This window comes from Aeromonas sp. 600276, from assembly GCF_049175815.1.
Classification (GTDB): domain Bacteria; phylum Pseudomonadota; class Gammaproteobacteria; order Enterobacterales; family Aeromonadaceae; genus Aeromonas; species Aeromonas dhakensis.
Genome location: NZ_JAAKVU010000015.1, coordinates 80,187 through 106,801 on the forward strand (window position 1 = coordinate 80,187; position 26,615 = coordinate 106,801).

Annotated in this window: 22 protein-coding genes and 4 tRNA genes; 17 read left to right on the top strand and 9 right to left on the bottom strand. The window is 63.7% G+C overall.

Annotated features, from left to right (window positions below):
• Window positions 1-68: 68 nt before the first annotated feature.
• On the bottom strand, window positions 69-1,976 hold the full coding sequence (locus G5134_RS15460) for a methyl-accepting chemotaxis protein (protein WP_065017261.1): 1,908 nt from the start codon (window positions 1,974-1,976) through the stop codon (window positions 69-71).
• 247 nt (window positions 1,977-2,223) lie between these two features.
• On the opposite strand from G5134_RS15460, the gene G5134_RS15465 reads away from it, so the two are divergent.
• The 3 genes from G5134_RS15465 (at window position 2,224) to G5134_RS15475 (ending at window position 9,041) form a co-directional block, all read left to right on the top strand.
• A complete protein-coding gene (locus G5134_RS15465; protein WP_010635968.1) occupies window positions 2,224-4,482 on the top strand; it encodes a patatin-like phospholipase family protein in 2,259 nt (752 codons plus the stop codon).
• Between the two features lie 228 nt (window positions 4,483-4,710).
• Complete coding sequence (gene acnB, locus G5134_RS15470; protein WP_005305603.1) at window positions 4,711-7,308, top strand: bifunctional aconitate hydratase 2/2-methylisocitrate dehydratase; 2,598 nt, start codon at window positions 4,711-4,713, stop codon at window positions 7,306-7,308.
• A gap of 164 nt (window positions 7,309-7,472) precedes the next feature.
• The gene (locus tag G5134_RS15475) at window positions 7,473-9,041 is read left to right on the top strand and encodes an EAL domain-containing protein (protein ID WP_065017260.1); all 1,569 of its coding nucleotides are present in this window, start codon (window positions 7,473-7,475) and stop codon (window positions 9,039-9,041) included.
• Window positions 9,042-9,045: 4 nt separating this feature from the next.
• Here the strand turns inward: G5134_RS15475 and G5134_RS15480 are convergent, their stop codons facing one another.
• A complete protein-coding gene (locus G5134_RS15480) occupies window positions 9,046-9,954 on the bottom strand; it encodes a LysR family transcriptional regulator (RefSeq protein ID WP_065017259.1) in 909 nt (302 codons plus the stop codon).
• Window positions 9,955-10,030: 76 nt separating this feature from the next.
• Between G5134_RS15480 and G5134_RS15485 the strand changes: the two genes are divergently transcribed.
• From G5134_RS15485 to mdtD, 4 genes are all read left to right on the top strand, one after another.
• Window positions 10,031-10,648 (top strand): LysE family translocator, encoded by a 618-nt coding sequence (locus G5134_RS15485; protein ID WP_017409453.1) that lies wholly within the window; start codon window positions 10,031-10,033, stop codon window positions 10,646-10,648.
• Between the two features lie 123 nt (window positions 10,649-10,771).
• On the top strand, window positions 10,772-12,166 hold the full coding sequence (locus G5134_RS15490) for a D-arabinono-1,4-lactone oxidase (RefSeq protein ID WP_065017258.1): 1,395 nt from the start codon (window positions 10,772-10,774) through the stop codon (window positions 12,164-12,166).
• Between the two features lie 71 nt (window positions 12,167-12,237).
• On the top strand, window positions 12,238-13,365 hold the full coding sequence (locus G5134_RS15495) for a CobW family GTP-binding protein (RefSeq protein WP_042049826.1): 1,128 nt from the start codon (window positions 12,238-12,240) through the stop codon (window positions 13,363-13,365).
• A 61-nt stretch (window positions 13,366-13,426) separates the two neighbouring features.
• On the top strand, window positions 13,427-14,815 hold the full coding sequence (gene mdtD / locus G5134_RS15500; protein WP_005305583.1) for a multidrug transporter subunit MdtD: 1,389 nt from the start codon (window positions 13,427-13,429) through the stop codon (window positions 14,813-14,815).
• A gap of 9 nt (window positions 14,816-14,824) precedes the next feature.
• On the opposite strand, the gene G5134_RS15505 is transcribed toward mdtD, so the two are convergent.
• From G5134_RS15505 to folB, 3 genes are all read right to left on the bottom strand, one after another.
• Window positions 14,825-15,307, bottom strand: coding sequence for a YbaK/EbsC family protein (locus G5134_RS15505; protein ID WP_065017257.1), 483 nt, complete (start codon window positions 15,305-15,307; stop codon window positions 14,825-14,827).
• Window positions 15,308-15,428: 121 nt separating this feature from the next.
• The gene (folK, locus tag G5134_RS15510) at window positions 15,429-15,938 is read right to left on the bottom strand and encodes a 2-amino-4-hydroxy-6-hydroxymethyldihydropteridine diphosphokinase (RefSeq protein WP_017782461.1); all 510 of its coding nucleotides are present in this window, start codon (window positions 15,936-15,938) and stop codon (window positions 15,429-15,431) included.
• Window positions 15,939-16,043: 105 nt separating this feature from the next.
• Window positions 16,044-16,415: a dihydroneopterin aldolase gene (folB, locus tag G5134_RS15515; RefSeq protein WP_010635977.1), complete on the bottom strand. Its 372-nt coding sequence runs from the start codon at window positions 16,413-16,415 to the stop codon at window positions 16,044-16,046.
• 176 nt (window positions 16,416-16,591) lie between these two features.
• Between folB and plsY the strand changes: the two genes are divergently transcribed.
• The 6 genes from plsY (at window position 16,592) to G5134_RS15545 (ending at window position 19,267) form a co-directional block, all read left to right on the top strand.
• Window positions 16,592-17,254: a glycerol-3-phosphate 1-O-acyltransferase PlsY gene (gene plsY / locus G5134_RS15520; RefSeq protein ID WP_065017256.1), complete on the top strand. Its 663-nt coding sequence runs from the start codon at window positions 16,592-16,594 to the stop codon at window positions 17,252-17,254.
• Window positions 17,255-17,301: 47 nt separating this feature from the next.
• A tRNA-Phe gene (locus G5134_RS15525) sits at window positions 17,302-17,377 on the top strand.
• 52 nt (window positions 17,378-17,429) lie between these two features.
• Window positions 17,430-17,505, top strand: a tRNA-Thr gene (locus tag G5134_RS15530).
• A 3-nt stretch (window positions 17,506-17,508) separates the two neighbouring features.
• Window positions 17,509-17,584, top strand: a tRNA-Phe gene (locus G5134_RS15535).
• 8 nt (window positions 17,585-17,592) lie between these two features.
• Window positions 17,593-17,668 (top strand) — tRNA-Asn (locus G5134_RS15540).
• A gap of 255 nt (window positions 17,669-17,923) precedes the next feature.
• Window positions 17,924-19,267 (top strand): potassium channel family protein, encoded by a 1,344-nt coding sequence (locus G5134_RS15545; protein ID WP_065017255.1) that lies wholly within the window; start codon window positions 17,924-17,926, stop codon window positions 19,265-19,267.
• Between the two features lie 27 nt (window positions 19,268-19,294).
• Here G5134_RS15545 and G5134_RS15550 read toward each other — a convergent pair whose 3' ends face one another.
• Window positions 19,295-19,639: a hypothetical protein gene (locus G5134_RS15550; protein ID WP_082969956.1), complete on the bottom strand. Its 345-nt coding sequence runs from the start codon at window positions 19,637-19,639 to the stop codon at window positions 19,295-19,297.
• Window positions 19,640-20,017: 378 nt separating this feature from the next.
• Between G5134_RS15550 and G5134_RS15555 the strand changes: the two genes are divergently transcribed.
• Window positions 20,018-21,190: a CD0519/CD1768 family membrane protein gene (locus tag G5134_RS15555; RefSeq protein ID WP_065017254.1), complete on the top strand. Its 1,173-nt coding sequence runs from the start codon at window positions 20,018-20,020 to the stop codon at window positions 21,188-21,190.
• Window positions 21,191-21,250: 60 nt separating this feature from the next.
• Here G5134_RS15555 and G5134_RS15560 read toward each other — a convergent pair whose 3' ends face one another.
• Window positions 21,251-22,264 (bottom strand): chemotaxis protein CheV, encoded by a 1,014-nt coding sequence (locus G5134_RS15560; RefSeq protein WP_005305558.1) that lies wholly within the window; start codon window positions 22,262-22,264, stop codon window positions 21,251-21,253.
• 204 nt (window positions 22,265-22,468) lie between these two features.
• Here G5134_RS15560 and G5134_RS15565 point away from each other — a divergent pair, with 204 nt between their 5' ends.
• On the top strand, window positions 22,469-23,188 hold the full coding sequence (locus G5134_RS15565) for an SDR family NAD(P)-dependent oxidoreductase (RefSeq protein WP_065017253.1): 720 nt from the start codon (window positions 22,469-22,471) through the stop codon (window positions 23,186-23,188).
• On the opposite strand, the gene G5134_RS15570 is transcribed toward G5134_RS15565, so the two are convergent.
• The gene (locus tag G5134_RS15570) at window positions 23,175-25,241 is read right to left on the bottom strand and encodes a tRNA(Met) cytidine acetyltransferase TmcA (RefSeq protein ID WP_065017252.1); all 2,067 of its coding nucleotides are present in this window, start codon (window positions 25,239-25,241) and stop codon (window positions 23,175-23,177) included. The two genes, G5134_RS15565 and G5134_RS15570, sit on opposite strands and share 14 nt — an antisense overlap.
• Window positions 25,238-25,549 carry an HlyU family transcriptional regulator gene (locus G5134_RS15575; protein ID WP_065017251.1) on the bottom strand — a complete coding sequence of 104 codons (312 nt, stop codon included), beginning with the start codon at window positions 25,547-25,549 and terminating at the stop codon, window positions 25,238-25,240. Before G5134_RS15575 ends, G5134_RS15570 begins: the two co-directional genes overlap by 4 nt.
• Window positions 25,550-25,686: 137 nt before the next feature.
• Between G5134_RS15575 and G5134_RS15580 the strand changes: the two genes are divergently transcribed.
• Window positions 25,687-25,893, top strand: a complete 207-nt coding sequence (locus G5134_RS15580; protein ID WP_016352142.1) for a bacterioferritin-associated ferredoxin — start codon at window positions 25,687-25,689, stop codon at window positions 25,891-25,893.
• 142 nt (window positions 25,894-26,035) lie between these two features.
• The gene (gene bfr / locus G5134_RS15585; protein WP_005314068.1) at window positions 26,036-26,515 is read left to right on the top strand and encodes a bacterioferritin; all 480 of its coding nucleotides are present in this window, start codon (window positions 26,036-26,038) and stop codon (window positions 26,513-26,515) included.
• The last annotated feature ends 100 nt before the right edge of the window (window positions 26,516-26,615 follow it).

Below are 26,615 nucleotides of genomic sequence, written 5' to 3' on the forward strand. Positions count from 1 at the left end.
ACTTGAGCTTTTGTTAACAAACGACCAACAAAAAGGGGCGCCATGCGCCCCTTGTGATATCAAAAACCTCAAAGTCGGAAGTTGCCGACCAGCTTGTCCAGCTCGCCGGAGAGGTGCTGCAGGCTGCGGCTCGACTCGGTCAGCTGGTGGGCGATGTCGGCGGTCTCCATGGTGAGCTGGTTGATGTCCTCCACGTTGCGGTTGATCTCGCCCACCACGCTGGACTGCTCCTCGGTGGCGGTGGCAACCTGGATGTTCATGTCGCTGATCTGGGTGATGTGGGCGGTGATCTGGCCGAGGGCGCCGTTGGCCGCATCGGCCTGGGTGACCACTTCCAGGCTCTGGTTGCGGCCCTGGGCCATGGCGCTGACGGCACGGGCGCTCTGCTCCTGCAGCCGGTTGATCATGCCCTGGATCTCGGCGGTGGAGGCGGCGGAGCGGCTGGCGAGGTTGCGCACCTCGTCGGCCACCACCGCGAAACCACGGCCCTGCTCACCGGCGCGGGCGGCCTCGATGGCGGCGTTGAGCGCCAGCAGGTTGGTCTGCTCCGAGATGCTGCGGATGGTGTCGAGGATGCTGCCGATGGAGTCGGTCTGGCTGGCCAGCGACTCGATGACCCCGGCCACCCCTTCAATCTCGCCGGAGAGGCCGACTATGCCATGGCGGGCCTGGGCCACCACCACGGCCCCGGCATCGGCTTGCTCGTTGGCCTGCTTGGCCACGTCAGCTGCCAGCGAGGCATTGCCGGCGATTTCACTCACGGTAGCCCCCATCTCGTGGATGGCGGTGGCCACCTGCACGGTGCGATCCCGCTGGGCGGTGCAGTTGTGCTGGGTGAGCTGGGCCTTGGCGGCGACCTCGTTGGCAGTGGCGGCGAGCTGGCGGGAGTTGTCGGCCACCTGCTCGATGGAGCCGTGGATCTTGGCGACGAAGTTGTTGAAGCCAGTGGCCACCTGGGCCAGTTCATCCCGCCCTTCCACCTTGAGGCGCTGGGTCAGGTCGCCGTCACCGCTGCCGAGTTCGCGGAACAGGCGGGCCAGCTGGTTGAGCGGGCGGCTCACCGAGCCGGCCAGCAGCATGCCGAGCAGGCCCATGCCGGCGGCGATGGCCAGGCTCACCAGCAGGATGTGCAGGCGGGCGCGGTCCAGTTCGGCATAGATCTCTGCTTCTGGCACCTGGGCCACCAGGTACCAGTCGAGCAGGGGGATGTAGCTGCTGGCCAGCACCACCGGCTGACCATCCACCTCGGCGTGGGTGGCGGCAAAGGGCTGCTTGTTGAGCAGGTTGGTGCTGCCGCTTGCCAGCTGGGTCAGGCTGTCCCGGTCGATGCGGCTGGCGTCGGGATGCAGCTTCACCTTGCCGCTGCCATCGGTCATGAAGACGAAGCCGCTGTCACCGATGCGGAAGTTGGCGAGCATGCTGACCATGCTGTCGAGGGACTTGGCGAGACCGGCGAGGCCGCGGCCATTGAGTTGCTGGAAGTTGACGAACAGCTTCACCTCGCCGTTGCTCTCGCGAAAGATGCTGAGCATCAGGTCTTGCTGGCTCTTGGTGTAGCCGTAGAACCAGGCGTCTTGCTCCGGGGTGAGGTTGCGCAGGAAGCCATCCTGGTTGTAGTAGGCGGCGCTCTGGCGATCGGCGAAGGAGGCGGTGACCAGACCATACTGGCTCGTCATGTCCTTGAGCTGGTTGATGAGGATGGACTCCTGCTCCTTGGGCATGCCGCGCTCGACCCAGTCCAGCACGAAGCGATCGTTGGCCAGTTGTCTGGCGGCGCCGGCGACCGAGGTGAGATCCTTCTCGATCTCCTTGCCGATGCGCTGGGTCAGGTTGGGCAGCTCCTGTTCGAACATGCGGGTTTCGATCAGTTGCTGGGCCGAACGCTGGCTGAAGTAGCCTACCAGCAGGCAGGAGAGCACCACGGCGAGGGTGACCGTGGCCAGGATTTTCTGTTTGAGTGTCAGGCTTGCAAGCATAAGAGTGACTCGGATGGATGAACGCGGGATTGAGCACATATTAGCGGCAGCCCGGCGCCACCCTTGATAGGCCGGCCCACTTTATTGATGGATTACGTTTGCGCTCACATCGCTGCCTGGCTGGGCCGTACCCGCCTGCGTCGGAATGCGCATCGATAACCCCTGCCAACTGTTGCGGTTCGCTTTGCGCACCTTATAGTAGGCTTCACTGCCTAGCTGGCTCGCCCTGGATTCAATGGAAAATCATATGCGCATCTTTCGTCGAGGATGGAACCCACTGTTCCTGATTTTGCTGGCCTGTCTGCCGCTGATGGCGGCGGCCCAGCCCGAACGGCCCAAAATTGCCCTGGTACTCAGCGGCGGCGGCGCCAAAGGGTCGGCCCACATCGGCATCCTCAAGGTGCTGGAGCAGAAGCGCATCCCGGTCGACATCATAGTGGGCACCAGCATGGGCTCCTACGTGGCGGGCATGTACGCCATGGGGCTCAGCGCCGAAGAGGTGGAGCGCACCACCCTGGCCATCGACTGGAACAAGGGCTATCAGGACAAGGTAGGGCGCGACGAACTCTCCCTGCGCAAGAAGCAGCAGAGCGAACAGTACCAGCTGCGCACCGACATCGGCATCAACGGCGACTCGGTCCAGTTCCCCGACGGCTTCTTCCAGGGCCAGTCCATGGCCAGCCTGCTGCGCCACGCCACCTCCAACCTGCCGGTACAGAAGAGCTTCAACGATCTGCCCATTCCCTACCGCGCCATGGCCACCGACATGGAGACGGTGACCCCCTTCGTGCTGGACCACGGCAGCCTGGCCAAGGCGATGCAGGCCTCCATGTCCATTCCCGGCGCCCTCAAGCCGGTGGAGTGGGAGGGGCACATCCTGGCCGATGGCGGTACCGTCAACAACATGCCGGTGGACGTGGCCAAGGCGATGGGGGCCGACGTGGTGATCGCGGTGGACATCAGCGCCAGGCTGCGCACCCGCGAGTCTCTGAAATCGGGGCTCGCCATGATCGACCAGCTCACCACCTACATGACCCAGGTCGGCACCGAGAAACAGAAGGCGTTGATGGGGCCAGACGACATTCTGCTGACGCCCGAGTTCGGCAACATGGGCATTGCCGACTTCGCCCTGATGCCGGAGGGGATCAAGCTCGGGGAGGAGGTGGCCAACCGCGCCTCGGCCCGGCTCGACAAGCTCTCCCTCTCGCCGGCCGCCTATGCCGCCTATCGCAACCAGAAGTTGAGCCGGCGTGCCGAGCGCAGCGGCCAGCCCGCCTACTACATCGACAAGGTGGAGATCATCAACAAGTCCCGTCTTTCCGACGAGACGGTGCGCGCCATGCTGAAAGTGCGCCCCGACAAGATCCAGACCAACGAGAGCCTGGAGGCGGGCATTCGCCGGCTCTATGCGCTGGAGTCGTTCGATCGCATTACCTACGAGGTGGTGGAGCGGGGTGGCGAGAACGTGCTGGTGGTCGACGCCAGCGAGAAGAACTGGGGGCCGGGCTACCTCAACTTCCAGTTCGGCTTCTCCGATGACTTCGAGAGCAGCTCCAACTACAACGTGGGCATGTCCTACACCCTCACCAACGTCAACGACTGGGGGGGCGAGTGGCTGACCGAGGCATCGCTCGGTACCGCCAAGCACTTCAAGACCGACTTCTACACCCCGCTGGAGCCCTCCCAGACTTTCTTCGGCGAGGCGAGCCTGGCCTATGACAAGACCCAGCGCCGCATCTTCATGCCCGAGGAGACGCGGGCGGCCGATGGGGTGAGCTATGTCGATTCCGAATACAGCTTCACCAGCGTCGATCTGGCGGTGGGCTGGAATCGTCAGCCCTGGAGCCGTCTCTCGCTCGGGCTGGAGGGAAAAATGGGGGACATCGACATTCGCAACGTGGCGGATGCCAAGGTGGATGCCTCCTCCTGGGGCCCCTATGTCCGTTTCGAGCACGACACCCTCGACAGCCGCTACTTCCCCTATCAGGGCGCCTACTGGGACATCAAGGGGGGTTACTCCGCCGTCCGGCTGGATGACAGCAGTGACATCAATGATCGCTATGAGGGGGTCAACTACCACCTGGCGATGATCAAGCCCTGGTCCTGGGACAGACACAGCCTCAACCTGCTGCTGGAGGGAGGGGGCTCCACCTCCCAGGAGGAGTACCCGCTGTTCGTGCAGGATCTTGGCGGACTGTTCCGCATGTCCGGCTTCCAGCGCTACCAGCTGAGCGGCCGCTACAGCCTGTTTGGCGGGCTGCGTTACATCTACCGGGTGGCTGACAACGACTTCGGCGCGCTGCGGGCCCCGCTCTATCTGGGGGGCTCCATCGAGCAGGGTGGGGTGTGGAACAGCGGCAGGGATATCAGCGTGGAGAGCTCCTTCACTGCCGGCTCCGTCTACGTCGGGGTGGAGAGCTTCCTCGGCCCCATCTTCCTCGGCTACGGCATGGCGGAGGGGGGCAACGACATGTTCTATCTGCAATTGGGCAGCACGTTCGAATAACGGGAAAATGATGCCTTTTTGTTAATTTATTTCTGGCGTGCCATTTATCCGCTTGTAAAACATCAGCAAGTTTAGATGGTTATGTTGTTTTGATGAATATCTGTACAGGCTTTGGATTTTAATTAGTCGTTAAAACTTATATAGTGGGGGGCACCCTACGGGTGTCCCGCAAGGACGATCGCCGCGAGCGTGGGCGAACCCCAAAAAAAGACCAAAGAGGAATTAGTCGTGCTTGAAACATACCGTAAACACGTCGCAGAACGTGCCGCCGAAGGCGTGGTTGCCAAACCTCTGGACGCAGAGCAGGTCGCCGCCCTGGTTGAACTGCTCAAGAACCCGCCCGCCGGTGAACAAGACTTTCTGAAAGAGCTGTTGTCCTCCCGTATTCCCCCAGGCGTTGATGAAGCGGCCTATGTCAAAGCCGGTTTCCTCACCGCCGTTGCCAAGGGCGAAGCCCACTCTCCCATCCTCACCGCTGCCGAAGCCGTCGAGCTGCTCGGTACCATGCAGGGTGGTTACAACATTCAGCCGCTGATCGACCTGTTGGACGACGCGACCCTGGCTCCTCTTGCCGCCAAGGGCCTCTCCCACACCCTGCTGATGTTCGACTCCTTCCACGACGTGGAAGAGAAGGCCAAGGCCGGCAATGCCCACGCCAAGCAGGTGATGCAATCCTGGGCCGACGCCGAGTGGTTCCTCTCCCGCCCCGAATTGGCCGAGAAGATCACCGTCACCGTGTTCAAGGTGACCGGCGAAACCAACACCGACGATCTGTCACCGGCGCCGGACGCTTGGTCCCGCCCGGACATTCCGCTGCACGCCCTGGCCATGCTGAAGAACGCCCGTCCCGGCATCACCCCGGACAAGGATGGCGTCATCGGCCCCATCAAGACCATCGATGCCCTGAAAGAGAAAGGTTTCCCGCTGGCTTACGTGGGTGACGTGGTCGGTACCGGCTCTTCCCGTAAATCCGCCACCAACTCGGTGCTCTGGTTCATGGGCGACGACATTCCGTTCGTGCCGAACAAGCGTGCCGGCGGCGTTTGCCTCGGTGGCAAGATTGCCCCCATCTTCTTCAACACCATGGAAGATGCCGGCGCCTTGCCCATCGAGGTGGACGTCTCCAAGCTGGAAATGGGCGATGTGATCGACATCTACCCGTACCAGGGCAAGATCTGCAAGCACGGCACCGACCAGGTGCTGGCCCAGTTTGAACTGAAGACCGACGTGCTGATCGACGAAGTGCGTGCCGGTGGCCGTATTCCGCTGATCATCGGCCGTGGCCTGACCGACAAGGCCCGCGAGGCGCTGGGTCTGCCGTTCTCCACCGTGTTCCGTCGTCCGCAGCCTGTCGCCGACACCGGCAAGGGCTTCACCCTGGCCCAGAAGATGGTGGGCAAGGCGTGCGGCGTGAAGGGCATCCGCCCGGGCACCTACTGCGAACCCAAGATGACCACGGTCGGTTCCCAGGACACCACGGGCCCGATGACCCGCGACGAGCTGAAAGACCTGGCCTGTCTCGGCTTCTCCGCCGACCTGACCATGCAGTCCTTCTGCCACACCGCGGCCTATCCCAAGCCCATCGACGTGCAGACCCATCACACCCTGCCGGACTTCATCATGAACCGCGGCGGTGTCTCTCTGCGTCCGGGTGACGGCGTCATCCACTCCTGGCTGAACCGCATGCTGCTGCCGGATACCGTGGGTACCGGTGGTGACTCCCACACCCGTTTCCCCATCGGGATCTCCTTCCCGGCGGGCTCTGGCCTGGTGGCCTTCGCCGCCGCCACCGGCGTGATGCCGCTGGATATGCCGGAATCCGTGCTGGTGCGCTTCAAGGGCGAGCTGCAGCCGGGCATCACCCTGCGTGACCTGGTCCATGCCATCCCCTACGCCGCCATCCAGAAAGGGCTGCTGACCGTCGAGAAAGCGGGCAAGAAGAACATCTTCTCCGGCCGCATCCTCGAGATCGAAGGTCTGCCGACCCTGAAGGTGGAGCAGGCATTCGAGCTGGCGGACGCCAGCGCCGAGCGCTCCGCCGCCGGTTGCACCATCAAGCTGGATAAAGAGCCGATCATCGAGTATCTGAAGTCCAACATCGTGATGCTGAAGTGGATGCTCTCCGAAGGTTACGGCGACGTGCGCACCATCACCCGCCGCATCAAGGGGATGGAAGAGTGGCTGGCGAATCCGGTGCTGATGGAAGCGGACAAGGACGCCGAGTATGCCGAGATCATCGAGATCGATCTGGCCACCATCAAGGAGCCGATCCTGTGTGCGCCGAACGATCCGGACGATGCCCGCCTGCTGAGCAGCGTGGCCGGCGACCAGATCGACGAGGTGTTCATCGGTTCCTGCATGACCAACATCGGCCACTTCCGTGCCGCCGGCAAACTGCTCGAGAAGTACCAGGGCGAGCTGCCGACCCGCATGTGGATCGCCCCGCCCACCAAGATGGACAAGGATCAGCTGACCGAAGAGGGCTACTACGGCATCTTCGGCCGGGTCGGTGCCCGCATCGAAATACCCGGCTGTTCCCTCTGCATGGGCAACCAGGCGCGGGTAGCGGAGGGGGCCTCCGTGGTCTCCACCTCCACCCGCAACTTCCCGAACCGTCTGGGCAAGGGTGCCAACGTCTACTTGGCCTCCGCCGAACTGGCTGCGGTTGCCGCCATCCTCGGCAAGATCCCGACCGTGGCCGAGTACCTGCAGTATGCCAAGTCGCTGGATGCCACTGCCGCCGACACCTATCGCTACCTCAACTTCAACGAGATCGCCTCCTACACCAAGAAGGCCGATGCGGTGATCCTGCAGCAAGCGGTATAAGGGGAGGCGCCGACAGGGCGCATCCGTACTGACTCCAAGCCCCGGCCCGTGCCGGGGCTTTTGTTTGTCTCGCTGTCAGCAGCTGGTTAATCTTTGCGCATGTTAGGGCCTGATTCAGCATCGGCTGTTAAGGTGGGCTGCCATGTTTGCTGTATGGTTCCGCCATGTCGATGTCGCCGCTCAACCTGGATTTCTCCCGCACCTGGCTAAGGTTCGGATGCACCTTGCTGCTGTTCATGCTGCCCTTTTCGCTCGGGCTGTGGACCATCTACCACGGTCATCTGCAGGCGCTGGATCGCCAGTCGCAACGCTCGGCCCGGCAGGCGGTCACCCTGATGGAGACCATGCTGACCCACGCTGAGGAGGCTAACCAGGCCTTGCGTCCCTTCGTTGACAAACCGTGCGAGCAGGCCCTGTTCACCCTGCGCCAGCAGGTGGCGCTGGTGCCCTTCGTGCGCACCGTCAACCTGGTGGGGGAGCAGGGGATCTACTGCAACTCGCTGTTTGGTGCTATCCAGTGGCCGGATCGGCTCGAGCACTACAGCGGTGGCCGGCTGCGGTTGATGGCCGGCAATCAGGTGAGGGCCGATCACCCCCTGCTGGCGCTGCGCGACAGCGAGGGCGCCATCTTCAGCACCATAGACGGCGACTACCTGCGCTTCATGCTGGTGCTGAGTGGCCACCCCTGCACCCTGCTGCTGCACGTGGGCAAGCAGTGGCTGGATGAGCGGGGCGTGCTGAGTGAAGAGCCGCAGGCGCCCTCCATGCTGGCCGGTCATGAGATCCGCTCTGCCCGCTACCCGCTCTCCATCTATGCCGGGCACGAGCTCCCTTCGCTCTGGCGCTCCCTCTGGCAGACCCGCCCCTGGGCCATTCTGCTGCTGCTGGGGATCTGCTTCGGCTTTGCCCTGCTCATCTGGTGGTTGCTGGGGCGACCCCGTTCCCCCGGGATCGAGCTGGCCCGTGCCCTGCGCAACCGGGAGTTCGTACCCTATCTGCAACCGCTGGTGGAGGCGGGGAGTGGTCGGGTGATGGGAGGCGAGGTGTTGATGCGCTGGCAGCACCCGACGGCCGGGTTGATCCGCCCCGATCTCTTCATCCCCCAGGCGGAGGCGAGCGGCCTGATCGTGCCGATGACCACCCTGCTGATGGAGGAGGTGGCCCGCGAGCTGAGCATGGCGCGAGAGCTGGTACCCGATGGCTTTCACATCAGCTTCAACATCAGTGCCGGCCATTGCCGCGACATGACACTGCTTGCCGGGTGCCGGCGCTTCCTCGATCACTTCGCGCCTGGCCAGGTGGTGCTGGTGCTGGAGTTGACCGAGCGGGAGTTGCTGGTGGCGGATCCCAAGACGCTGGCACTGTTTCGCCGGCTCGACGAGATGGGGGTCAGGCTGGCCATCGACGACTTTGGTACCGGCCACTCCAGCCTGCACTATCTGCAGCAGTTCCATGTGGACTATCTCAAGATAGATAAGTCATTTATCGGCAGGATCGGCACCGAATCTCTCTCCGAGCACATAGTCGACAACGTGATCGATCTGGGAACCCGGCTCGGCCTCGCGCTGGTGGCCGAGGGGGTGGAGACGCGCCGGCAGGCCGACTACCTGAGGGGCAAGGGGGTCGACTACCTGCAGGGCTATCTGTTTGGCCGCCCGCTGCCGTTGCGCGAATTTCAGGAGGTGCTGCGCCACTCCTGCGTCGATCCCGCGCGGCAGGCGCTCTCGGCCTGAGTCGTCAGGTGAGGGCGTGCAGCCACTCCGCGAGCCTGGCGTGGGCACTGCCAGGGGCGGGAGGCGCGGGGGCGAGCAGGTGATAGCCGGTGCCATCCGCAATGAAGCCGAGCGGCGCCACCAGCAGGCCGGCTTCTATGTCGTCGCACACCTGCCGGTAGGGGCCGATGGCGACTCCCAGCCCGGCAACCGCCGCCTGCAGGCTGAAGTAGAAGTGCTCGAAGGTCTGCCCCGGTGCCTCCTCGCCGGCGGACTGGCCGGCGTGCTGCAACCACTCCTGCCAGGCCCCCGGCCGGGTCTTGGTGTGCAGGCGGGGGGCGCCAGGGCGCAGGGCCGGGCCGTTTGCCCCCGTCTCGAAGAAGTGCGCCACCTTGCCTGGCTGGCAGACCGGCCCGGTCAGCTCCTCAAACAGTGGCTGGCTGTAGAGCTCGGCGGGCCACTGGAAGTCGTTGCGCCGGATGGCGAGATCGATGCCGCTGCCGAAGTTGAGGGCGCCGCCACCGGCCATCAGGTGAACGTCCAGCTCGGGGTGCAGGGCCTGGAAGGCGGGCCAGCGCGGGATCAGCCAGCGCATCAGCAGGGTCGGTTCGCAGGAGATGACCAGCGACGTCGGCCGTCCCTGCTGGCGCAGTGCCTGCGCCGTCTGGCGGATGCCGCCCAGCCCCTCCCTGACCGCCTGATAGAGCCGTTCGCCCGCCTCGGTCAGAAAGACCCGGCGCTGGCGCCGCTCGAACAGCATGACCCCCAGATCCTCCTCCAGCAGGCGCACCGCCCGGCTGACGGCGCCGTGGGTGAGGTGCAGCTCGTCGGCGGCGCGGCTGAAGTGTTCGGTGCGGGCCGCCACCTCGAAACAGCGCAGCGCGGTCAGGGCGGGCAGAGACAGGCTTTTCTGTGAATTATTCTCACCGTTCATGTCAGAAGTTATCGTTCGTTATTGGTGCTATGGCCAAATAAAATAGCCGATATTCCATCTGATCAGGACTGTTTTCATGACCGAACTGTTAGCCGTAGTGGCCATTACCTTCTTTGCCGTCATCAGCCCCGGGCCCGACTTCGCCATGGTGTCTCGCAACAGCCTGCTGCTCTCGCGCCGCAGTGGGGTGCTGACGGCGCTCGGCATAGGTGCCGGGGTCTGCGTGCACGTCACCTATACCCTGCTCGGGGTGGGGCTGTTGATCCAGCAGTCGCTCTGGCTGTTCAATCTCATCAAGCTGGCGGGGGCCGCCTACCTCATCTTCCTCGGCATCAAGATGCTGCGGGCCAAACCGGCGACCGCCGAGGTGCTGGCCGAGCAGCCCGCCCTCTCCAGCCTGGGGGCGCTGCGCACCGGTTTCCTGACCAATGTGCTCAACCCCAAGACCACCATCTTCATCGTCAGCCTGTTCATGCAGGTGGTGCAGCCGCAGACGCCGCTGGCGGTCCAGCTCGGTTACGGCGCCTTCATCGTGCTGGCCCACGCCGTCTGGTTCAGCGCGGTGGCGATCTTCTTCTCCACCGACTCGGTACGGGGTCGGCTGCTGGCGGTGCGCCACTGGATCGATCGGGTGTTTGGGGGGCTTCTGGTGGGATTCGGCATGCTGCTGGCACTGACCCAGCAGACGCGCTGAGGCGGGGGGAGAGGCTATCTCCCCTATCCACCCCCGACTGTAGGGGCTTGTTTTTCATGCCTTGTGGTCCGCTTTTCGGTAGAATTGGCGCTCATTTTGACGTCAATAAAGATGAGGGGCGGTATGACGGTCAGGTTCCAGGCATTTCACAGCATCAAGGCGATAGGTCAGCGGGAGGTGCTGTTCAACTGGTCCAGGACCAATCCCCTCGGCGCACTGGAGCAGGTGTGGCGTCCGAAGAATCGCGACGAACTGCAGCAACTGCTGCGGGAAAACCCCGAGCGCAAGCTGCGCCTCATCGGCTCCGGCCTCTCCTTCGAACCCATCCACAGCGTCTATGCCGAGGGCAGCCAGGCGCTGCTGGTGGACTTGCACCACCTGCGCGGTCAGCTAGGGCAGACCGCCGACACCGTCACCTATCAGGCGGGCACCCCGCTCGACACCGTCTACGCCGATCTCATCGCCATGGAGCGTATGCTGCCGGCTTCCCCCGGCGTCATCGGCATCCAGACCCTGGGCGGTGCGCTCAGCACCGGCACCCACGGCCAGGGGCTGCACCAGTCCGCCCTCTGTGATGCGGTGGCGGCCATGACCGTGATGCTGGCCAGTGGCGACATCATCCGGGTGGATCGCACCGACCCCCGCTTCGGCGCCTTCGTGATGGGGATGGGGATGCTCGGCATTTTGCTCGACGTCACCCTGCAGACAGTGCCCAACCGCATCATGCGCTGCACCAAGTTCACCACCGACTACCCCTTTCTGCTGGAACACAACGAGCGGCTCAACCGCGAGCACGCCTTCGTGAAGAGCTGGTGGTTCGCCTGGACCGGTGAGAGCCACATCTGGCTGGTGGACCCCGCCTCCGAGGAGGAGGTGGCCCGCTACCGCGCCGGTGGCAGCGAGCCGCTGCTACTGGAGGGCGACATCGACGCCCGCATGAATGCCACCATAGATGCGACTCTGCAGAAGATGGCCAAGGACACCAAGGATGAGGCGCTGGCCGGCGAGCACTTCGAGACGGTGCGCCGCTTCAAGGATGCCTCCGATCTGGTGGGCAACGTCTACCAGATCCTCTGCAAGGGGATCCCGGCGCCCCAGATCAATTGCGAAGTGGCGGTGCCGCTGCATCGAATGAACGAGGCGCTGGAGACCCTGCAGGCGTGGCAGCAGGCCAACCCGGGCGTGCTGCATTACCCCTTTATCCTGCGCTGCACCGGCCCCTCCAAGGCCTGGCTCAGCGCCGCCTATGATCAGTCGGTGTGCTGGATCGGGTTCCTGGTCTATCTGGCGGCGGACGGTACCTTCGTCAACGGCTCCATGGAGCAGATGCGCGAGCTGCAGCAACTGCTGGTGCCGCTCGGCGGCATCCCGCACTTCGGCAAGCACCTGGCGATGGATCTCTACGACTTCCCGTCCCTGCTGCCGCGCTGGCACGACTTCCTGGCCCTCAAGGGCGAGCTCGACCCCCATGGCCGCTTTGAAAACCGCTGGCTCGCCGACCTGTTTGCCAACCGGTAAGGATCTGACATGACCGATATGCAAGATACTCGTATCCCTGTGACCCTGCTGACGAGAGGGGAGTCATCCCTATGACGGACATGCAAGATACTCGTATCCCCGTGACCCTGCTGACCGGCTTTCTCGGCAGCGGCAAGACCACATTGCTCAACCACTGGGTCAAGCAGCCCGAGCTTGGCGAGTGCGCTGTGCTGATCAACGAGTTCGGCTCGGTGGGGCTGGATCACCACCTGGTGCAGCAGGTGGACGAGCAGGTGGTGCTGCTCGATTCCGGCTGCATCTGCTGCTCGGTGCAGGGCTCCCTGGTGGAGGCGCTGCAGGGGCTGTTTATGAAGGCCATTCAGCGCAAGATCAAACCGTTCAAGCGACTCATTATCGAGACCACTGGCCTCGCCGATCCGGCCCCCGTGCTGTTCACGCTGAGGGAGGAGGGCTTTATCGCCCAGCGCTACCGCTTCGACGGCACCGTCACAGTGGTGGATGCCGGTCATATCGAGCAGCAGCTGGCGGCTCAGTATGAAGCGGTGAAACAGGTGGCGTTGGCGGATCTGCTGGTGGTGAGCAAGGGCGACCTGGTGGATGAGGAGACGCTGGCACGGGTCGAAGCCCAGCTGGCGACCCTCAACCCGGCGGCCCCCATCGAGCGGGTCAGCAACGGGGTGCTCTCGCCCGCCGTGCTGGAGAAGCTGGGGGCCTACAACGAGGCGGCCGGACGCGACGTGCGCCAGCTGCTGGCCTGGCTGCGCACCGAATCCCCGAAACAAGGGCTGGCCTCGCCGATGCAGCCGAAGATGAAGCCGTTCGCCGCCAAGGTGGGCACGGCCGCGCCGACCCACTTCGAGCACGGCAATATCGAGAGTTTCTCCCTGCGCATCGGCGAGCCGCTCAAGCCCTCCCGCCTGCTGGCCGCCATCGACGCGGTGCAGGCGCAATACGGCGATGCGCTGCTGCGGCTCAAGGGCATCTTGCAGCTGGAAGGGGAGAGCCAGCCGGTGGTGATCCACGGCGTCCACGGCCAGCTCTATCCGCTGCAGGCGCTGGGGGAGTGGCCGGAAGGCAAGGCCCAGTCCCGGCTGGTGTTCATCGTGAAGAGTCAGGACAAGGCGGGCATAGAGCGGTTGTTCCTTGATACCCTCAAGGCACCCGAGCCCAGCCTGGAAGAGCAGCTCAGAGCCATGCTCGGCCAGCCTGATGCCTGATGTAATGAGATGACCCGCGCTTGTGCGGGTCTTTTTTTGTCTGAAGAGGAGGTGGCTGCAGATGCCCGATAGCACACACATGGTGACCCCTGCCCAGCGCAAATGGCTGCCGCCGCTCACGGCGGTCGGTTTCTTCATGCAGACGCTGGATGGCACCATCCTCAACACCGCCCTGCCGAGCATGGCCGAGACCCTGGGCGAGAGCCCGCTGCAAATGCAGTCGGTGATCATCGCCTACATGCTGACGGTGGCGCTGCTCATTCCCGCTTCCGGCTGGCTGGCGGACCGATTCGGTACCCGCCGCATCTATCTGGCCGCCATCCTGCTGTTTACCCTGGGCTCTCTGGCCTGTGCCGCCGCCAACTCCCTGCCGGTGCTGGTGGCCGCCCGGGTGCTGCAGGGGATCGGTGGCGCCCTGCTGATGCCGGTCGGCAGGCTGGCGGTACTGCGGGTCTACAGCAAGCACGAGCTGCTGCGGGTGATGTCGTTCGTCACCATCCCCGGCCTGGTGGGGCCGCTCATCGGCCCGGCACTGGGTGGCTGGTTGGTGGAAGTGGCGAGCTGGCACTGGGTGTTTCTCATCAACCTGCCGGTGGGGTTGCTCGGCTTCATCGCCAGCTGGTACTTCATGCCGGACTTGCGCCAGAGCACGGCCAAGTTCGACTGGCAGGGATTCGTGATGTTCAGCGCCGGCATGGTGCTGGTGTCGGTGGGCCTGCAGGGGCTGGGGGAGCACAGCATCTCCACCGGCTGGGCGCTGTTTGCCCTGCTGTTCGGGCTGGCCGCCATGGCGAGTTACTGGCTCTACGCCGCCAATGCCGAGGAGCCGCTGTTCGGGCTGGGACTGTTCAAGACCAGCACCTTCGCCATCGGCATCTGGGGCAACCTGTTCGCCCGCCTCGGCAGCGGCGCCATGCCGTTTCTCACCCCGCTGTTTCTGCAACTGGGGCTTGGCTTCTCGCCGAGCAAGGCGGGGATGACCATGATCCCCACCGTGCTGGGGGCCATGCTGACCAAGACGCTGGTGAACAAGCTCATTCCGCGCATCGGCTATCGCCGCATCCTGATCGGCAACACCCTAGCGCTCGGGGTGATGATCGCCAGCTTCTCCCTCATCGACAACCAGCTCCCCTACGGGGTGCTGCTGGGCTGGCTGATGGTGTTCGGCGCCATCAACTCGCTGCAGTTCTCCGCCATGAACACCCTGACCCTGCAGGATCTCAGCCCGGAGTTCGCCAGCAGCGGCAACGGCCTGCTGTCGGTGGTGATGCAGCTCTCCATGAGCCTGGGGGTGGCCATCGCCGCCAGCCTGCTGGGGCTCTTCTCTGCCGGCTCGTCGGCGGCGGATGGCCAGTGGCTGGGAGGCTTTCACCTCACCTACCTCTGCATCGGCCTGATGTCGATGCTGGCGGCGCTGATCTTCGCCCAGCTGGCGCGGGACAAGCGCTGAGTCGCGGGCTCAGGGGACCGGCAGGTAGCTTACCTGGCAGGGCAGCTGGGCCAGCAGTCCGGCCAGGTGGGCGGTTTCCAGCAGGAAGGTCTGCTCGGGGTGGCCCGGCGTCCAGGTAAAGGCGTGGTGGGTCATGAGCACGGGATCCACCAGCAACGGGATGTCGGCGCGGGGCAGGAAGGGGCAGACTGCGCCCGGCAGGCAGCCGATCTCGGCCTGCATCTCGTCGGCGGTGCAGATGGAGGGCTTGGCGCCGAGCGCCGCCTTGACCGCCTTGTTGTCGAGCCGGCCGTCCCTGTGGGTCAGCAACAAGGCGAAGCGGCCATCCTTGAACTTGAGAAACAGGGTCTTGCTGAACTCGGCCTGCCAGCCGAGGCGGGCTCTCACCTTTTCATCGGTGGCGTAGTCGAGGATGGGCTCGTGCTCGAAACGCTGATGGGGCAGTTCGGCCAGCAGCCGGCAGTTGAAGTCGTGAATGGTATCGAGTGGCATGGGGTCCTCCTGTGATGGCGGCCATCCTGCCACTTGCCGTGGCGCAGGCCCAATCACGGTTTCTTATCCGTTATCAGCTCCGTCCATCAGCAACAAGGGCACCCGTGGGTGCCCTTGTCGTTCAGTGGTGCTGCAATGCGCCCGCTTCCCAGTGAAAGGGAATGGGGCAGAGCCGTTGGGAGGCCTTGTCGTAGCACGCCCACAGCTCGCCGATGGTGCGGCCATCGACGGGGTGGCAGAACTTGGGCGCCAGCTCTGCCAGTGGCCAGAGCACGAAGGCGTTGGTGAGGATCTCGCCGCGCGGCAGCACCAGCGGCGTCTCGCAGACCAGCTCGCCGTAGAGCAGCAGATCGAGATCCAGGGTGCGCGGGGCGAACTTCTTGGCATCCGGCTCGCGGCCGTGGGCGAACTCCATGGCGCGCAGTCGCTGACACAGGGTCGCCAGCGGCAGCTCGGTGTCGGCACCCACCACTAGGTTGTAGAATGGCCGGCCGTTGAAGCCTACCGCCTCGCTCTCGAACACCCGGGAGACCTGCAGCTCGCCAAACTCGGCCTGCAGCGCATCGAGGCCGGCGCGGATATGGCGTTCCCGCTCGATGTTGGATCCCAGGCTGATATAGACACGAGTCATGCGGTGCTCCCTGTCATCTGGCTGGAACCCTGGCTGATGTAGATACAGGTCATGCAGCGCTCCCTGTTATCTGGTTCGAGCCCAGGCTGATATAGATGCGGGTCATCAGTTGGCGCTCGCGGCCGGGGTACGGTGACGCAGGATCTCGACACCGACACCGGCGGCATTGGGGACGGCACCCGGCTTGGTCAGGGTGACCTTGACCCACTGCACCCGTTCGTCGGCCAGCACCAGCATGGCGACCTGTTCGGCCATGGTTTCGACCAGCTCCACCACCTTGCTGGCGACGTGATCACAGATCTTGCGAGAGAGGGTGGCGTAATCCAGTGCCAGATTGATATCGTCGGTTGCGGCGGCGGGGCGGTTGTCGAACCCCATCTCGAGGTCGAAACAGAGCTTCTGGCGAATGCCTTTCTCCCACTCGTATACACCGATAGTGGTCAAAACCTCGAGTCCGCGAATAAACACCTTGTCCATGACAGTACTTCTTCTTTACTCTTGATGGGCTGTGATGACAGCGCAGGGATGCAGGCTTGGCCAGCGGATGAGTGCCGGCGGCCGGTTTGGGCGACACGCGGTGGGCAACCCCACGCAGGCGCCAGAGAATGTGGCCCGCATCATACCCCATTCATATCGTGGTAAAAACGACCAAGATGACGGCCCTGACGATTTTGATGATTATTCTGGCCTACCTGGGCGGCTCGCTGTCCAGTGCTGTGCTGGTTTCCCGCATCACGGGTCTGCCGGATCCCCGTGATCACGGCTCCCACAACCCGGGGGCCACCAATGTGCTGCGCCTCGGCGGTCGGCTGGCGGCCGTGGTGGTGCTGCTGCTCGATGTGCTCAAGGGCACGGCTCCCGTCTACCTCGCCTGGTATCTGCAAATCAAACCCGTCTACCTCGGCTTTATCGGGGTGGCGGCCTGTCTCGGCCACATGTACCCCATCTTCTTCCACTTTCGTGGCGGCAAGGGAGTGGCCACGGCGCTCGGCACCATGATGCCCATCGGCTTCACCATGGGGGGCGCGGTGATCGGCACCTGGCTGCTGGTGCTGCTGGTGAGCGGCTATTCGTCGCTGGCCTCCATCATTACCGTGCTGCTGACCCCGCTCTTTACCTACCTGCTCAAGCCGGAATACACGCTGCCGGTTTCTCTGCTCTCCTGCCTCATTCTGATCCGCCATCACGAGAACATCGCCCGTCTGCTGAAAGGGGAGGAGCCCAGAGTCTGGGGCCGCCAGAACCGTGGCGAGCAGGAAGAAGTGCTGGAAATGGATGATCCTGAGCAAAAAAGAGACGAACGAGACAAAAAGTGAAATTTCCCGTTGACCACCTGCCTTAAAATCCGTTTAATAGCGCCCACGCCCAGATAGCTCAGTCGGTAGAGCAGGGGATTGAAAATCCCCGTGTCGGCGGTTCGATTCCGTCTCTGGGCACCAAATTTTGGTGTCGTGAAAGAAAAACTTGTTCATGCACAATGGTTTAAAGTGTGCCGGCTTAGCTCAGTAGGTAGAGCAACTGACTTGTAATCAGTAGGTCACCAGTTCGATTCCGGTAGCCGGCACCATTTGCCCAGATAGCTCAGTCGGTAGAGCAGGGGATTGAAAATCCCCGTGTCGGCGGTTCGATTCCGTCTCTGGGCACCACTTATAATTCCTCCTTAGCTCAGTCGGTAGAGCGACGGACTGTTAATCCGCAGGTCGCTGGTTCGAGCCCAGCAGGAGGAGCCAATTCAAAAGCCCAGCAGCAATGCTGGGCTTTTTCTTTGCCCGTTTTCCGGCATCCGGTGCCCCATTGAGCAAGATCTCGCCAGCTCGGCGGCAAGTTGTCGCAGTGCCCCTGCCGTACCGCTCCCGCCAGTGACTTCCCCCGCCCGCCTAGTATGATGGCGTGATGAGTCCCTATTCTGCCCATCTCGCCCTGGCGGCCTCTGTCGCATCGGTGGGCGCAGGAGAACGGGACCGCTTTCTTGAGTGAGGTCATGCATGAATGCAACAGAGCTTTGGCAGCTTTCCCCCGAACAGTTCAACGAGTGGCGCCGGGCCAACGACTACCCCCTGATCTGGGATCTGCTGGTGGCGTCGCTGCCCCATTTCGACGACTGGATGACGGAGCAGAAGATCGACAAGCAGGTGATCTTCCAGATTGGCATCGCCCGCTTCATCAGCTCCCGCTGCGTGCTGAGCCTGTGCCTCTACATGAGCGACGACAAGATCAGACTCTATGAGACCGCCTCGAGCGCGCTGGAGTCCCTGCGCAAGAGCGGACTGATCCGCGCCGAGACGCGCTTTGAACCCTATTGCATGTGGCTGGCCGGCAAACACGGCAAGGACGAGGTGAAGCGGGTACAGAGCCTGCTCTCGGTCTCCGAGAACAACAAGGGGGAGGCCCAGGTGCTGGGCAGGCACCGGTTGCTCAACATCGGCGGTGTCGAGCTCAAAAGCCCCATCATCTCCGGCCGGCTGCTCGACTTCACCTGCCTGGACGAGCTCTCGCTGGATGGCGCCGTCAACAACTCCAAGGTCTATCTGTGGCACTGCTCGGCCAAGGGGGTGAGGGTCAACGGCGGGGTGATCGGGCTCGATCTGTTCGACTCCCTGCTGTGGGACCACAGGGCCTGGGCCAAGAAGCGGGAGCTGGCGCTGGAGGACGGGGTGTTTCAGGACTTCACCATAGAGTGCGAGGAGATCCGCTTTCACTCCTCCCGGGCGGTGCTGAAAAACTTCAACGTGCGGGCCAAGAACTTCGACGCCACCATGGAGCACACCAACCTGGACAAGGTGCAGGTGGCCTACAACGAGAATGGCCGGGTCGATCACAGCGAGGCCAGCAAGCTCTATCGCAACGCCAAGCGGCTCTTCTCCAGCGTGGGCGATACCGTCGATGCCGGCGAGTGCTACTACAAGGAGAAGTTGCACGAGATGAAGTCGCTGGCGAGCCCCAGGGAGCTGTTCAAGGAGTGCTGGCTGCGCAGCGGCTGGCTCAAGAAAGGCTGGCTCACCCTGCTGTGCTACCTGAAATGCGCCGCCAAGTTCATCAGCTTCATCACCTGGGGCTTCGGCGAGCGGCCGATCCGCAGCCTGCTGCTGTCGATGGGGGTGATCCTGCTGGCGACCCTGACCTATTATCTGGCGCCGGGATCGGTCACCCATGACCATCTTGGGCGCTCGCTCTATTTCAGCATCGTCACCTTCGTGACCTTGGGCTATGGCGACATCTCCCAAACCTCCTCCCCGCTCCAGCTGCTGTCGGCCATCGAGGCCTTCTGCGGCATGTTCCTGACCGGGCTGTTCCTGGCGGGGTTTGCCGCCAAGACCAAGCAGTATTGACGGCTCGCCGGTCACTGATCGAGCAGGTCAGCCGGCTGGCGTGATCTCCTGCATCTTGAGCCAGAAGGCCTCCTGGCAGGGGTTGTGGAACAGCTTGCGCACAGGGGTGATGGGAATGGGGCTGGCGACCACCCGGTAGCTGATCCAGCACTCCGGACAGACTTGTGGGGAGGGCTCTTCGTCCAGCTCCAGCTGGTGGCAGATGACCACGCCGTTGGCGAACCAGTAATGGGTCTGCCGGTGGTGGGTCAGGGTGCCGCTCTCGTCCTGCTCGCTGTGTTGTTCGCTCTGCTGGCGGACGAGTATCGCCGGTCCTGCCTGGTGATGGATGGCTCTGATATAGGTCACGAGGTCGTTCATGGTGCTGCCCATGTTGCTGCCGGATGGTGAATGACGGAGTCGATTACCGATGGGGAAGCTTACCCGCGCAGGCGCTGAGCGGCAATCCGCTCCGGTCGCCCCTTGTTTCGCCGACCGGCCCCAGTTGCTATACTGCCGCCCCGTTTCGTCGCCGGGCAGGCCGTGGTGCCGGTGCGCTGGCGCGAGACGGGCAGACTGGACAGGATCGTCCGGCCACCCGTTTTCTCCTCCCCGGTTCAGTCGCCAGTGGTGGGCAGTCAGCCCGCATGGCACAGTTCGAGTCCGGTAGAAGAATCAATGCAAGGAGCCCTTGTCGCAAGACAAGGGCTCCTGCTTTATGGGTGCCATAACAACAATACTCACCACACAGCGACAGATTTCAGGATTGGTATGGAAAATCAAGCAGTTAAAGATTCTCACCAGGGGGCGGCCTCCCTTCGCCGCTGGTTGGAGCCGGTATTGGTGCTGGCCATCCTCGGCAGCCTGTTTGGCTACCTCGGCAGCCAGATGGGCCTCTCCGCCCTGGTCAACACCCTGTTCAACACCGCCCACCAGTTGCTGCTCAACACCGTGCTCTTCATCATGGGCATTACCGTGCTGTCGGGGGCACTCAGCCAGCTGCTCAGCGAGTTTGGGGTGATCCGCCTGCTGGAGGTGCTGCTGGCGCCGCTGATGAAGCCGGTATTCCGGCTGCCGGGCCGCACCGCATTGGCGGCCCTGATGACCTTCTTCTCCGACAACCCGGCGGTGATCAGCCTCGCCAGGGACAGCCGCTTTCGCAAGGGCTTCACCCCCTGGCAGCTGGTCTCGCTCACCAACTTCGGCACCGCCTTCGGCATGGGGCTGATCGTGGTGACCTTCATGGCCACCCTGCAGCTGCCGGGGGGCGAGTCTACCGCCAGTGCCGCGCTGATCGGCCTGCTCGGCGCCCTCATCGGTTCCGTGGTATCGACCCGGCTGATGCAGCGGATGATCCGCCCGCTGGTGGGGGAGACCCCGATTTCCGACGAGGTGGAGAGCGTGGGGGCCAAGCCCGGTCTGAGCCGGGAGGCGGCACCCACCTGGCTGCGGGTGCTCAATGCCCTGCTGGATGGTGGCAAATCCGGGGTGGAACTGGGGATGGCGGTGATCCCCGGGGTGCTCATCATCAGCACCTTCGTGATGCTGCTGACTTTCGGCCCAGGCGAGCAGGGCTATACCGGCGAGGCCTTCCAGGGGGTGGCGCTGCTGCCGGTGCTGGCGGCCAAGGTGGGCTGGCTATTCGAGCTGCTGTTCGGCTTCACCCACGCCGAGCTGGTGGCCTTCCCGGTTACCTCGCTGGGGGCGGTCGGGGCCGCCATGTCGCTGGTGCCTCCCTTCATCGGCAAGGGCTGGATCACCGGTAACGAGGTGGCGGTGTTCACCGCCATGGGTATGTGCTGGAGCGGCTTCTTGAGCACCCACACCGCCATGCTGGATGCGCTCGGCTATCGTCATCTCACTTCCCGCGCCATCGTGGCCCACACCGTCGGTGGCCTGTGCGCCGGGGTGGCGGCTCACCAACTCTATCTCTGGCTGGGCTGATCCATCACGCAGCAAAAGGGCGCCGAGGCGCCCTTTTGTTTGCGTGGCCGACCGGCGGCCTCACAGGTTGCCCGGTTTGGGAATGGGGATGCCGAGCAGGAAGTTGTCCATCATGCCGACCATGCGGCCCAGCTCCGGTTTGGTGATGGTGTCGTTGGCCCCCAGCTGCAGCGCCTTTTGGCGGTTGTCATCGCTCATCAGCGACGAGAACATGACGATGGGGATGGTCTTGAAGGCGGGGGTGTCGCGCAGCCGCTTGAGCAGGTGCATGCCGTCCATGCGGGGCATCTCCACGTCGGTGATGATGCCGCTGACGAACTCGGCCACCGGGATCTTCTCCTCCTGCGACAGGCGATCGAACTCCATCAGCATCTCCAGCCCATCGCCCCCGTCCTTGGCGGTCACCACGTTGTAGCCCGCGGTGCGCAGGGTGGTCTCGATCATCTTGCGGATGAAGGCGGAGTCGTCCACCACCAGGATGGTTTTGGCCTGGCGCATGGCCATCATGCGATCGTCGATGATGACCTTGCGATCCTGGGTCACATCGTACTTCTCCATGCTGAGCTCTGGGTTGATGTCGGCGATGATCTTCTCGAAGTCGAGGATCATGATGAGGTTGCCGTCGCGCCTGACCACCGCCACCACGCAGTCATTCTCGCCCGCCTCCAGGAACTGGCTGGGGGACTCCACATCCTCCCAGGAGACCCGGTGGATCCTGCTGACGCTGTCGATGAGGAAGCCGTTCGCCATCTTGTTGAAATCGGTGACGATGACCACCTTGTTGCTGTTGTCCGGGTTGGTTTTGATGCCAAGCCAGCCGGCCAGATCCACCAGCGGGATCAGCCGCTCGCGCAGGGAGAAAACCCCCACCATGTGACGCTGGGCGTTGGGGTAGTCGGTGGTCTCCGGCACCCGGATCACCTCGCGCACCTTGGCGACGTTGATGCCGTAGTAGGCTATTTTCTCGCGGCCATCGGGCAGCTGCTTCTTGAGGTGGAATTCGATGATCTCGAGCTCGTTGGTGCCGCTCTCGGTCAGAATGGATTTACGCTCTTCCCCGTCTTTGGCCATCATGGTCACTCTCGTGCTTCTGGTTGCGCTGGCAGCAGCCGCTGCGGTTTTCCCTCAGTATAGGAATGGATCTGCCGCTGACGACGGGATCCACACAAGATCGCCTCCATAACCGCTTGATCCCGCAGGCTGGAAGGCGCGTATCAGCCTATCAGGAAAAGCGCGGGGCGATGGAGAAGGCCATCACACTCGCCGCAAGGGGGAGTCATGGAAGAGAGCGTCGTGGTGATCGGCGCCGGCGGTGGGCTGGGAGGCGCCCTGGTGGCGCACTGGCTGGCGGCGGACACTGCGCCTGTCATCGCCGTCAGTCGCCAGCCGCAACCGGCGGGGTTCAACAGCAGCAAGCTGCACTGGCTGCGCTGCGATTACAGTGATGAACAGCTGGCAGAGGCGGTGGCCCGCATCGGTGAGCTGGCGCCGAGGCCGCGCTGGCTGGTGATCTGCAACGGCCTGCTGCAGCAGGGAGGCATCCGGCCGGAGAAACGGTTAGAGGCGCTCAACCTCGAGGCCATGACCCTGCTCTACCAGACCAACGCCCTGCTGCCCCTGCGCTGGATCAGCCAGCTGCTGCCCCTGCTGGGGTCGAGCCCCTGTACCCTGGCGGTGCTCAGTGCCCGGGTCGGCAGCATTGGCGACAACCGCGCCGGGGGCTGGTATGGCTATCGCGCCGCCAAGGCAGCCCTCAACATGCTGCTCAAGTGCGCCGCCATCGAGCTCGCCAGACGGGCGCCCGGCGTCAAGCTGCTGGCGTTTCATCCGGGCACGGTGGACACCCCGCTCTCGCGGCCGTTTCACGGCAACCTGGCCGCCGGCAGCCTGCACAGCCCGCCACAGGCTGCCGAGCACCTGGTCACGCTGATGGCGCGGCTGACGCCGGATGGCGAGCTGAGCTACCTCGACTGGCGAGGCGAGCCTATCGAGTGGTAGCGGGCGGCAGCAGCCGGGCCAGCAGGCTGCGCAGCGCCTTGATGACCGCCGGCTTGCCTGCCAGTTGCAGCCTGGCCGCCAGCGCTCCCCAGTCGGCATATTGCCAGATGGTGGCGATCAGCAGTTGCCGCTCGGCGGGGTCAAGCTGTGCCAGTTTCGTCAGGTTGCCCGCCAGCCAGCGTTGCAGGCTGGGTTGGCACAGCTCGAACGGCTTGTGGTGGTGGGCAAAGCAGGCCAGCTCATCCTGATCAAACTCATCGAGCCCGCTCGAGCTGGCCTCCGCATCCTGCAGGCATTGCCACACCAGCTCGGATTCAAGGGTTTTCAGCTCGCCAGCCAGCAGGGTGGGCAACTGACGTTCGAAGCGGCGATGCCACTCGGCCAGTTCGGCGGTGCGGGCCGGTTGCAGCGCCTTGAGCAGCAGGGCGGCGTGGCTGCCGCTGGCGGCATCCCGCTGCAGGCCGATGCGCAGCACCTTGAGCCCGGCCTTGCGCCAGAATGGCAACAAGTCGGCGCTGGCCGAGAAAGCCGAGCCCAGATAGTCGAGCCCTGCCGCCTGATAATGCTGTTCGAGGCGGGTTAGCAGGAGCGACCCCAGCCCGTGGCGATGGAGAGTCGGGTGGATGGCGATGCGCATTACCCGGGCGTAGCTGCGTGCGCCTGCTGTTTTGAAGCCGGCGTGCGCCAGTAGCGACTGGGGCAGCAGATGGCCGCGCGGGCGCCGCCGCCCGGCCCAGATCGCCTCGGCCAGCTCGTCTGCTATCTCTCCTTCCCGGACTACCAGCGCCACCCCGAGCAGATGCGGACCCTGCTCCAGCAGGTGGATGTCGAGGGCCGGGCTCTCCAGCAGGTAGCGCAGATCGCTCGGTGTGGTCTGGTAGTGGGCCAGCACCAGCAGGCCGAACACCCGATGGAGCAGCCCCTCGTCGGCAGCCAGCGCATCCTGCTCGAACCGGCGCCAGCCAGGCTGGGTGGGCGCTGGCGGCATCTCGACCTCGGCATTGAGGCCTAGCAGCCGGAACACCAGCGGCTCCAGCGGATCCCGGCTACTCCAGCGGATCGGCTCGGCCAGGTGGATCTCCTGCCAGCCGGGCGTCTCGCGATCGAGCACTCGCTTGAAGCGCAGGTGAAAACCGCGCCCGGTGCCCTCGTAGCCGTGCTCTGTGGTGGCGAAGACAATGCGGCCGTGCCGGGCCAGCATGGCTTCCAGCAGAGGGGTGGGAATGGCGGCCGCTTCGTCTACCAGCAGCAGGTCGGGTTGCAGCGGCTCGTGCACCAGCCGATCCGGCGAGCAGTAGCTGAGCCCTGTCAGCAGCTGTGGCGCGTCTTCAAGGGCGCGGGCGGCGTGGGCAAACAGGGTGGCGACCGTGGCCTGGGAGGGGGCCGTCACCAGGATCTGCAGAGCGGGTTGTTGGCGCAGCAGCTCGGCGGCGGCCAGCCCCAGCAGGCTGCTCTTGCCGCGACCCCGATCCGCGCTCAACACCAGCGGGCGGCGGCGGTGACCGTGCAACACCTTGTGGATGGCGGGCAGGGCGCGCGCCTGATCACAGCTCAATGGCCGCGCTGGCCCAACCGGCTGCCAGGGGGTCGTCGTGGCTGGGGGCGTCAGCTCGAGGGCGGGGTCACCCGCCAGCAGCCGCACCAGCCTAGCGAGAAAGCCGTGACCCGCCAGCACCATGTCTTCCGGTTGTGCCACCAGCCGCACCCGATCCGGATCCGGCCAGGCTGGCCATTGGGCCCGCGGTGGAGTCAGCAACAGCAGCAGACCGCCTGCCCGCAAGGTGCCTGCCAGCGCGCCGAATGCATCGGGGTGAAAACCACTGAACGCATTGAACACCAGCGTGTCGCACTCCTGACCGAGCCGCTGCAACGCCTTGGCCGCCGGTTGCGGGTGGTGCTCGCTCGGGCCGTCCCCCAGCCAGTAGCTGACGCCGCTTAGCAGCGCCTCGGCTCGGGAGATGCAATCGGCCTCGTCACCTTCCAGCCAGATCAGCCGCCGTTCGCCGGTACGGGCCAGCGCCTGGCGCAACTCGTCGAGTGCAGCCGGCATCATGAGGCTGCGTTGTCGGCCGGTTTGCGGGGCTCAAACATGCGATCCCCCATCTGGTCGATGAAGGTGTGCGCCTTCTGCACCATGAAGCGCTCCGCATCGGCGGGGTTGGCAAACAGATCGGAGCGGATGAAGCGGTGGGTCTGCAGCACACCGTCCAGCTCCTTGGTGATGCGGCCAGCCAGCCGATACTGACCCCCTTCGGCCATGGGCTCGGGATAGATGAGGTAGCCGGCGTATTCGGTGGGGGTGATTTCGGCGACCACAGCGGGTTGGCCGCCAAACAGGGCAGTGAACAGTTTCTTGAGCATGATGTTTCCCTCAGTGACAGGGCATTGTCACCAAGGGGTTGATGGCTGGCAAGCGGGGGATCTTATTACCAATCGTTATTTGCACTACGAACCATTCTCATTTAGATTTCATGGCAATCCAGCATGAGGTAAACACTATGTATGTCTGTTTGTGCCGCGGCATCACAGATTCCCAGATCCGCAAGGCGGTACAGGCAGGCAAGACCGAGTTTCGCCAGCTCAAGCAGTCGCTCGAAGTGGGCGCCCAGTGTGGCAAATGCGTGCGCATGACCATGGAGATCATCGCCGCCGAACTCGACAAGGCCGAGCTGGAGCAGGCGCCGCTCTACTACGAGGTGGCCTGAGCAGAACCCGTTGCCAGCAAAACCGGCCCGTCTCTTCAATCCCTTCCCGCTGGCGAGCAAGCTCGCCGGACCTCTTGTTGTCATCTTTCTGGACTAAGCTCTAAGGATCTAAGCCTCAGGCACGAACCAAGGAGCACTGTCGATGAAAGGAGATCCCAAGATCATCGCCCACCTCAACAAGGTGCTGGCCAATGAGCTGATAGCCATCAACCAATATTTTCTGCATGCCCGCATCTACGATGACTGGGGCCTCAAGGCGCTCGGGCACAAGGAGTATCACGAGTCCATCGATGAGATGAAACACGCCGACGAGCTGGTCAAACGGGTGCTGTTTCTGGAAGGGCTGCCCAACTTGCAGGATCTGGGCAAGCTGCGCATCGGCGAGACGGTGGAGGAGATGCTGCGCTGTGACCTGTCGCTGGAGATGGATGCCATCCCGGATCTGAAGGTGGCCATCGCCTACGCCGAGTCGGTACAGGACTACATCAGCCGCGACCTGTTCCAGGATATTCTGGAGGATGAGGAGGAGCACGTGGATTGGCTGGAGACCCAGCTCGATCTCATCGATCGCATCGGGCTGGAAAACTATCAGCAGTCCCAGCTGCATCACGGCTCGTCCTGAATAGTTATGGCATGAAAAAACGATTAAAAAACCCGCTCAGGCGGGTTTTTTAATGTCCGTCTGCATAGCTTTTCATTGACCTTATCATCATGAAAAGTAA

What these genes read in the sequence shown, in the direction of transcription:
- G5134_RS15460 (WP_065017261.1), bottom strand. Translation starts at nt 1,976, where the DNA reads ATGCTTGCAAGCCTGACACTCAAACAGAAAATCCTGGCCACGGTCACC.
- G5134_RS15465 (WP_010635968.1), top strand. Translation starts at nt 2,224, where the DNA reads ATGCGCATCTTTCGTCGAGGATGGAACCCACTGTTCCTGATTTTGCTG.
- G5134_RS15475 (WP_065017260.1), top strand. Translation starts at nt 7,473, where the DNA reads ATGTCGATGTCGCCGCTCAACCTGGATTTCTCCCGCACCTGGCTAAGG.
- G5134_RS15480 (WP_065017259.1), bottom strand. Translation starts at nt 9,954, where the DNA reads ATGAACGGTGAGAATAATTCACAGAAAAGCCTGTCTCTGCCCGCCCTG.
- G5134_RS15485 (WP_017409453.1), top strand. Translation starts at nt 10,031, where the DNA reads ATGACCGAACTGTTAGCCGTAGTGGCCATTACCTTCTTTGCCGTCATC.
- G5134_RS15490 (WP_065017258.1), top strand. Translation starts at nt 10,772, where the DNA reads ATGACGGTCAGGTTCCAGGCATTTCACAGCATCAAGGCGATAGGTCAG.
- G5134_RS15495 (WP_042049826.1), top strand. Translation starts at nt 12,238, where the DNA reads ATGACGGACATGCAAGATACTCGTATCCCCGTGACCCTGCTGACCGGC.
- mdtD (WP_005305583.1), top strand. Translation starts at nt 13,427, where the DNA reads ATGCCCGATAGCACACACATGGTGACCCCTGCCCAGCGCAAATGGCTG.
- G5134_RS15505 (WP_065017257.1), bottom strand. Translation starts at nt 15,307, where the DNA reads ATGCCACTCGATACCATTCACGACTTCAACTGCCGGCTGCTGGCCGAA.
- folK (WP_017782461.1), bottom strand. Translation starts at nt 15,938, where the DNA reads ATGACTCGTGTCTATATCAGCCTGGGATCCAACATCGAGCGGGAACGC.
- folB (WP_010635977.1), bottom strand. Translation starts at nt 16,415, where the DNA reads ATGGACAAGGTGTTTATTCGCGGACTCGAGGTTTTGACCACTATCGGT.
- plsY (WP_065017256.1), top strand. Translation starts at nt 16,592, where the DNA reads ATGACGGCCCTGACGATTTTGATGATTATTCTGGCCTACCTGGGCGGC.
- G5134_RS15545 (WP_065017255.1), top strand. Translation starts at nt 17,924, where the DNA reads ATGAATGCAACAGAGCTTTGGCAGCTTTCCCCCGAACAGTTCAACGAG.
- G5134_RS15550 (WP_082969956.1), bottom strand. Translation starts at nt 19,639, where the DNA reads ATGGGCAGCACCATGAACGACCTCGTGACCTATATCAGAGCCATCCAT.
- G5134_RS15555 (WP_065017254.1), top strand. Translation starts at nt 20,018, where the DNA reads ATGGAAAATCAAGCAGTTAAAGATTCTCACCAGGGGGCGGCCTCCCTT.
- G5134_RS15560 (WP_005305558.1), bottom strand. Translation starts at nt 22,264, where the DNA reads ATGATGGCCAAAGACGGGGAAGAGCGTAAATCCATTCTGACCGAGAGC.
- G5134_RS15565 (WP_065017253.1), top strand. Translation starts at nt 22,469, where the DNA reads ATGGAAGAGAGCGTCGTGGTGATCGGCGCCGGCGGTGGGCTGGGAGGC.
- G5134_RS15570 (WP_065017252.1), bottom strand. Translation starts at nt 25,241, where the DNA reads ATGATGCCGGCTGCACTCGACGAGTTGCGCCAGGCGCTGGCCCGTACC.
- G5134_RS15575 (WP_065017251.1), bottom strand. Translation starts at nt 25,549, where the DNA reads ATGCTCAAGAAACTGTTCACTGCCCTGTTTGGCGGCCAACCCGCTGTG.
- G5134_RS15580 (WP_016352142.1), top strand. Translation starts at nt 25,687, where the DNA reads ATGTATGTCTGTTTGTGCCGCGGCATCACAGATTCCCAGATCCGCAAG.
- bfr (WP_005314068.1), top strand. Translation starts at nt 26,036, where the DNA reads ATGAAAGGAGATCCCAAGATCATCGCCCACCTCAACAAGGTGCTGGCC.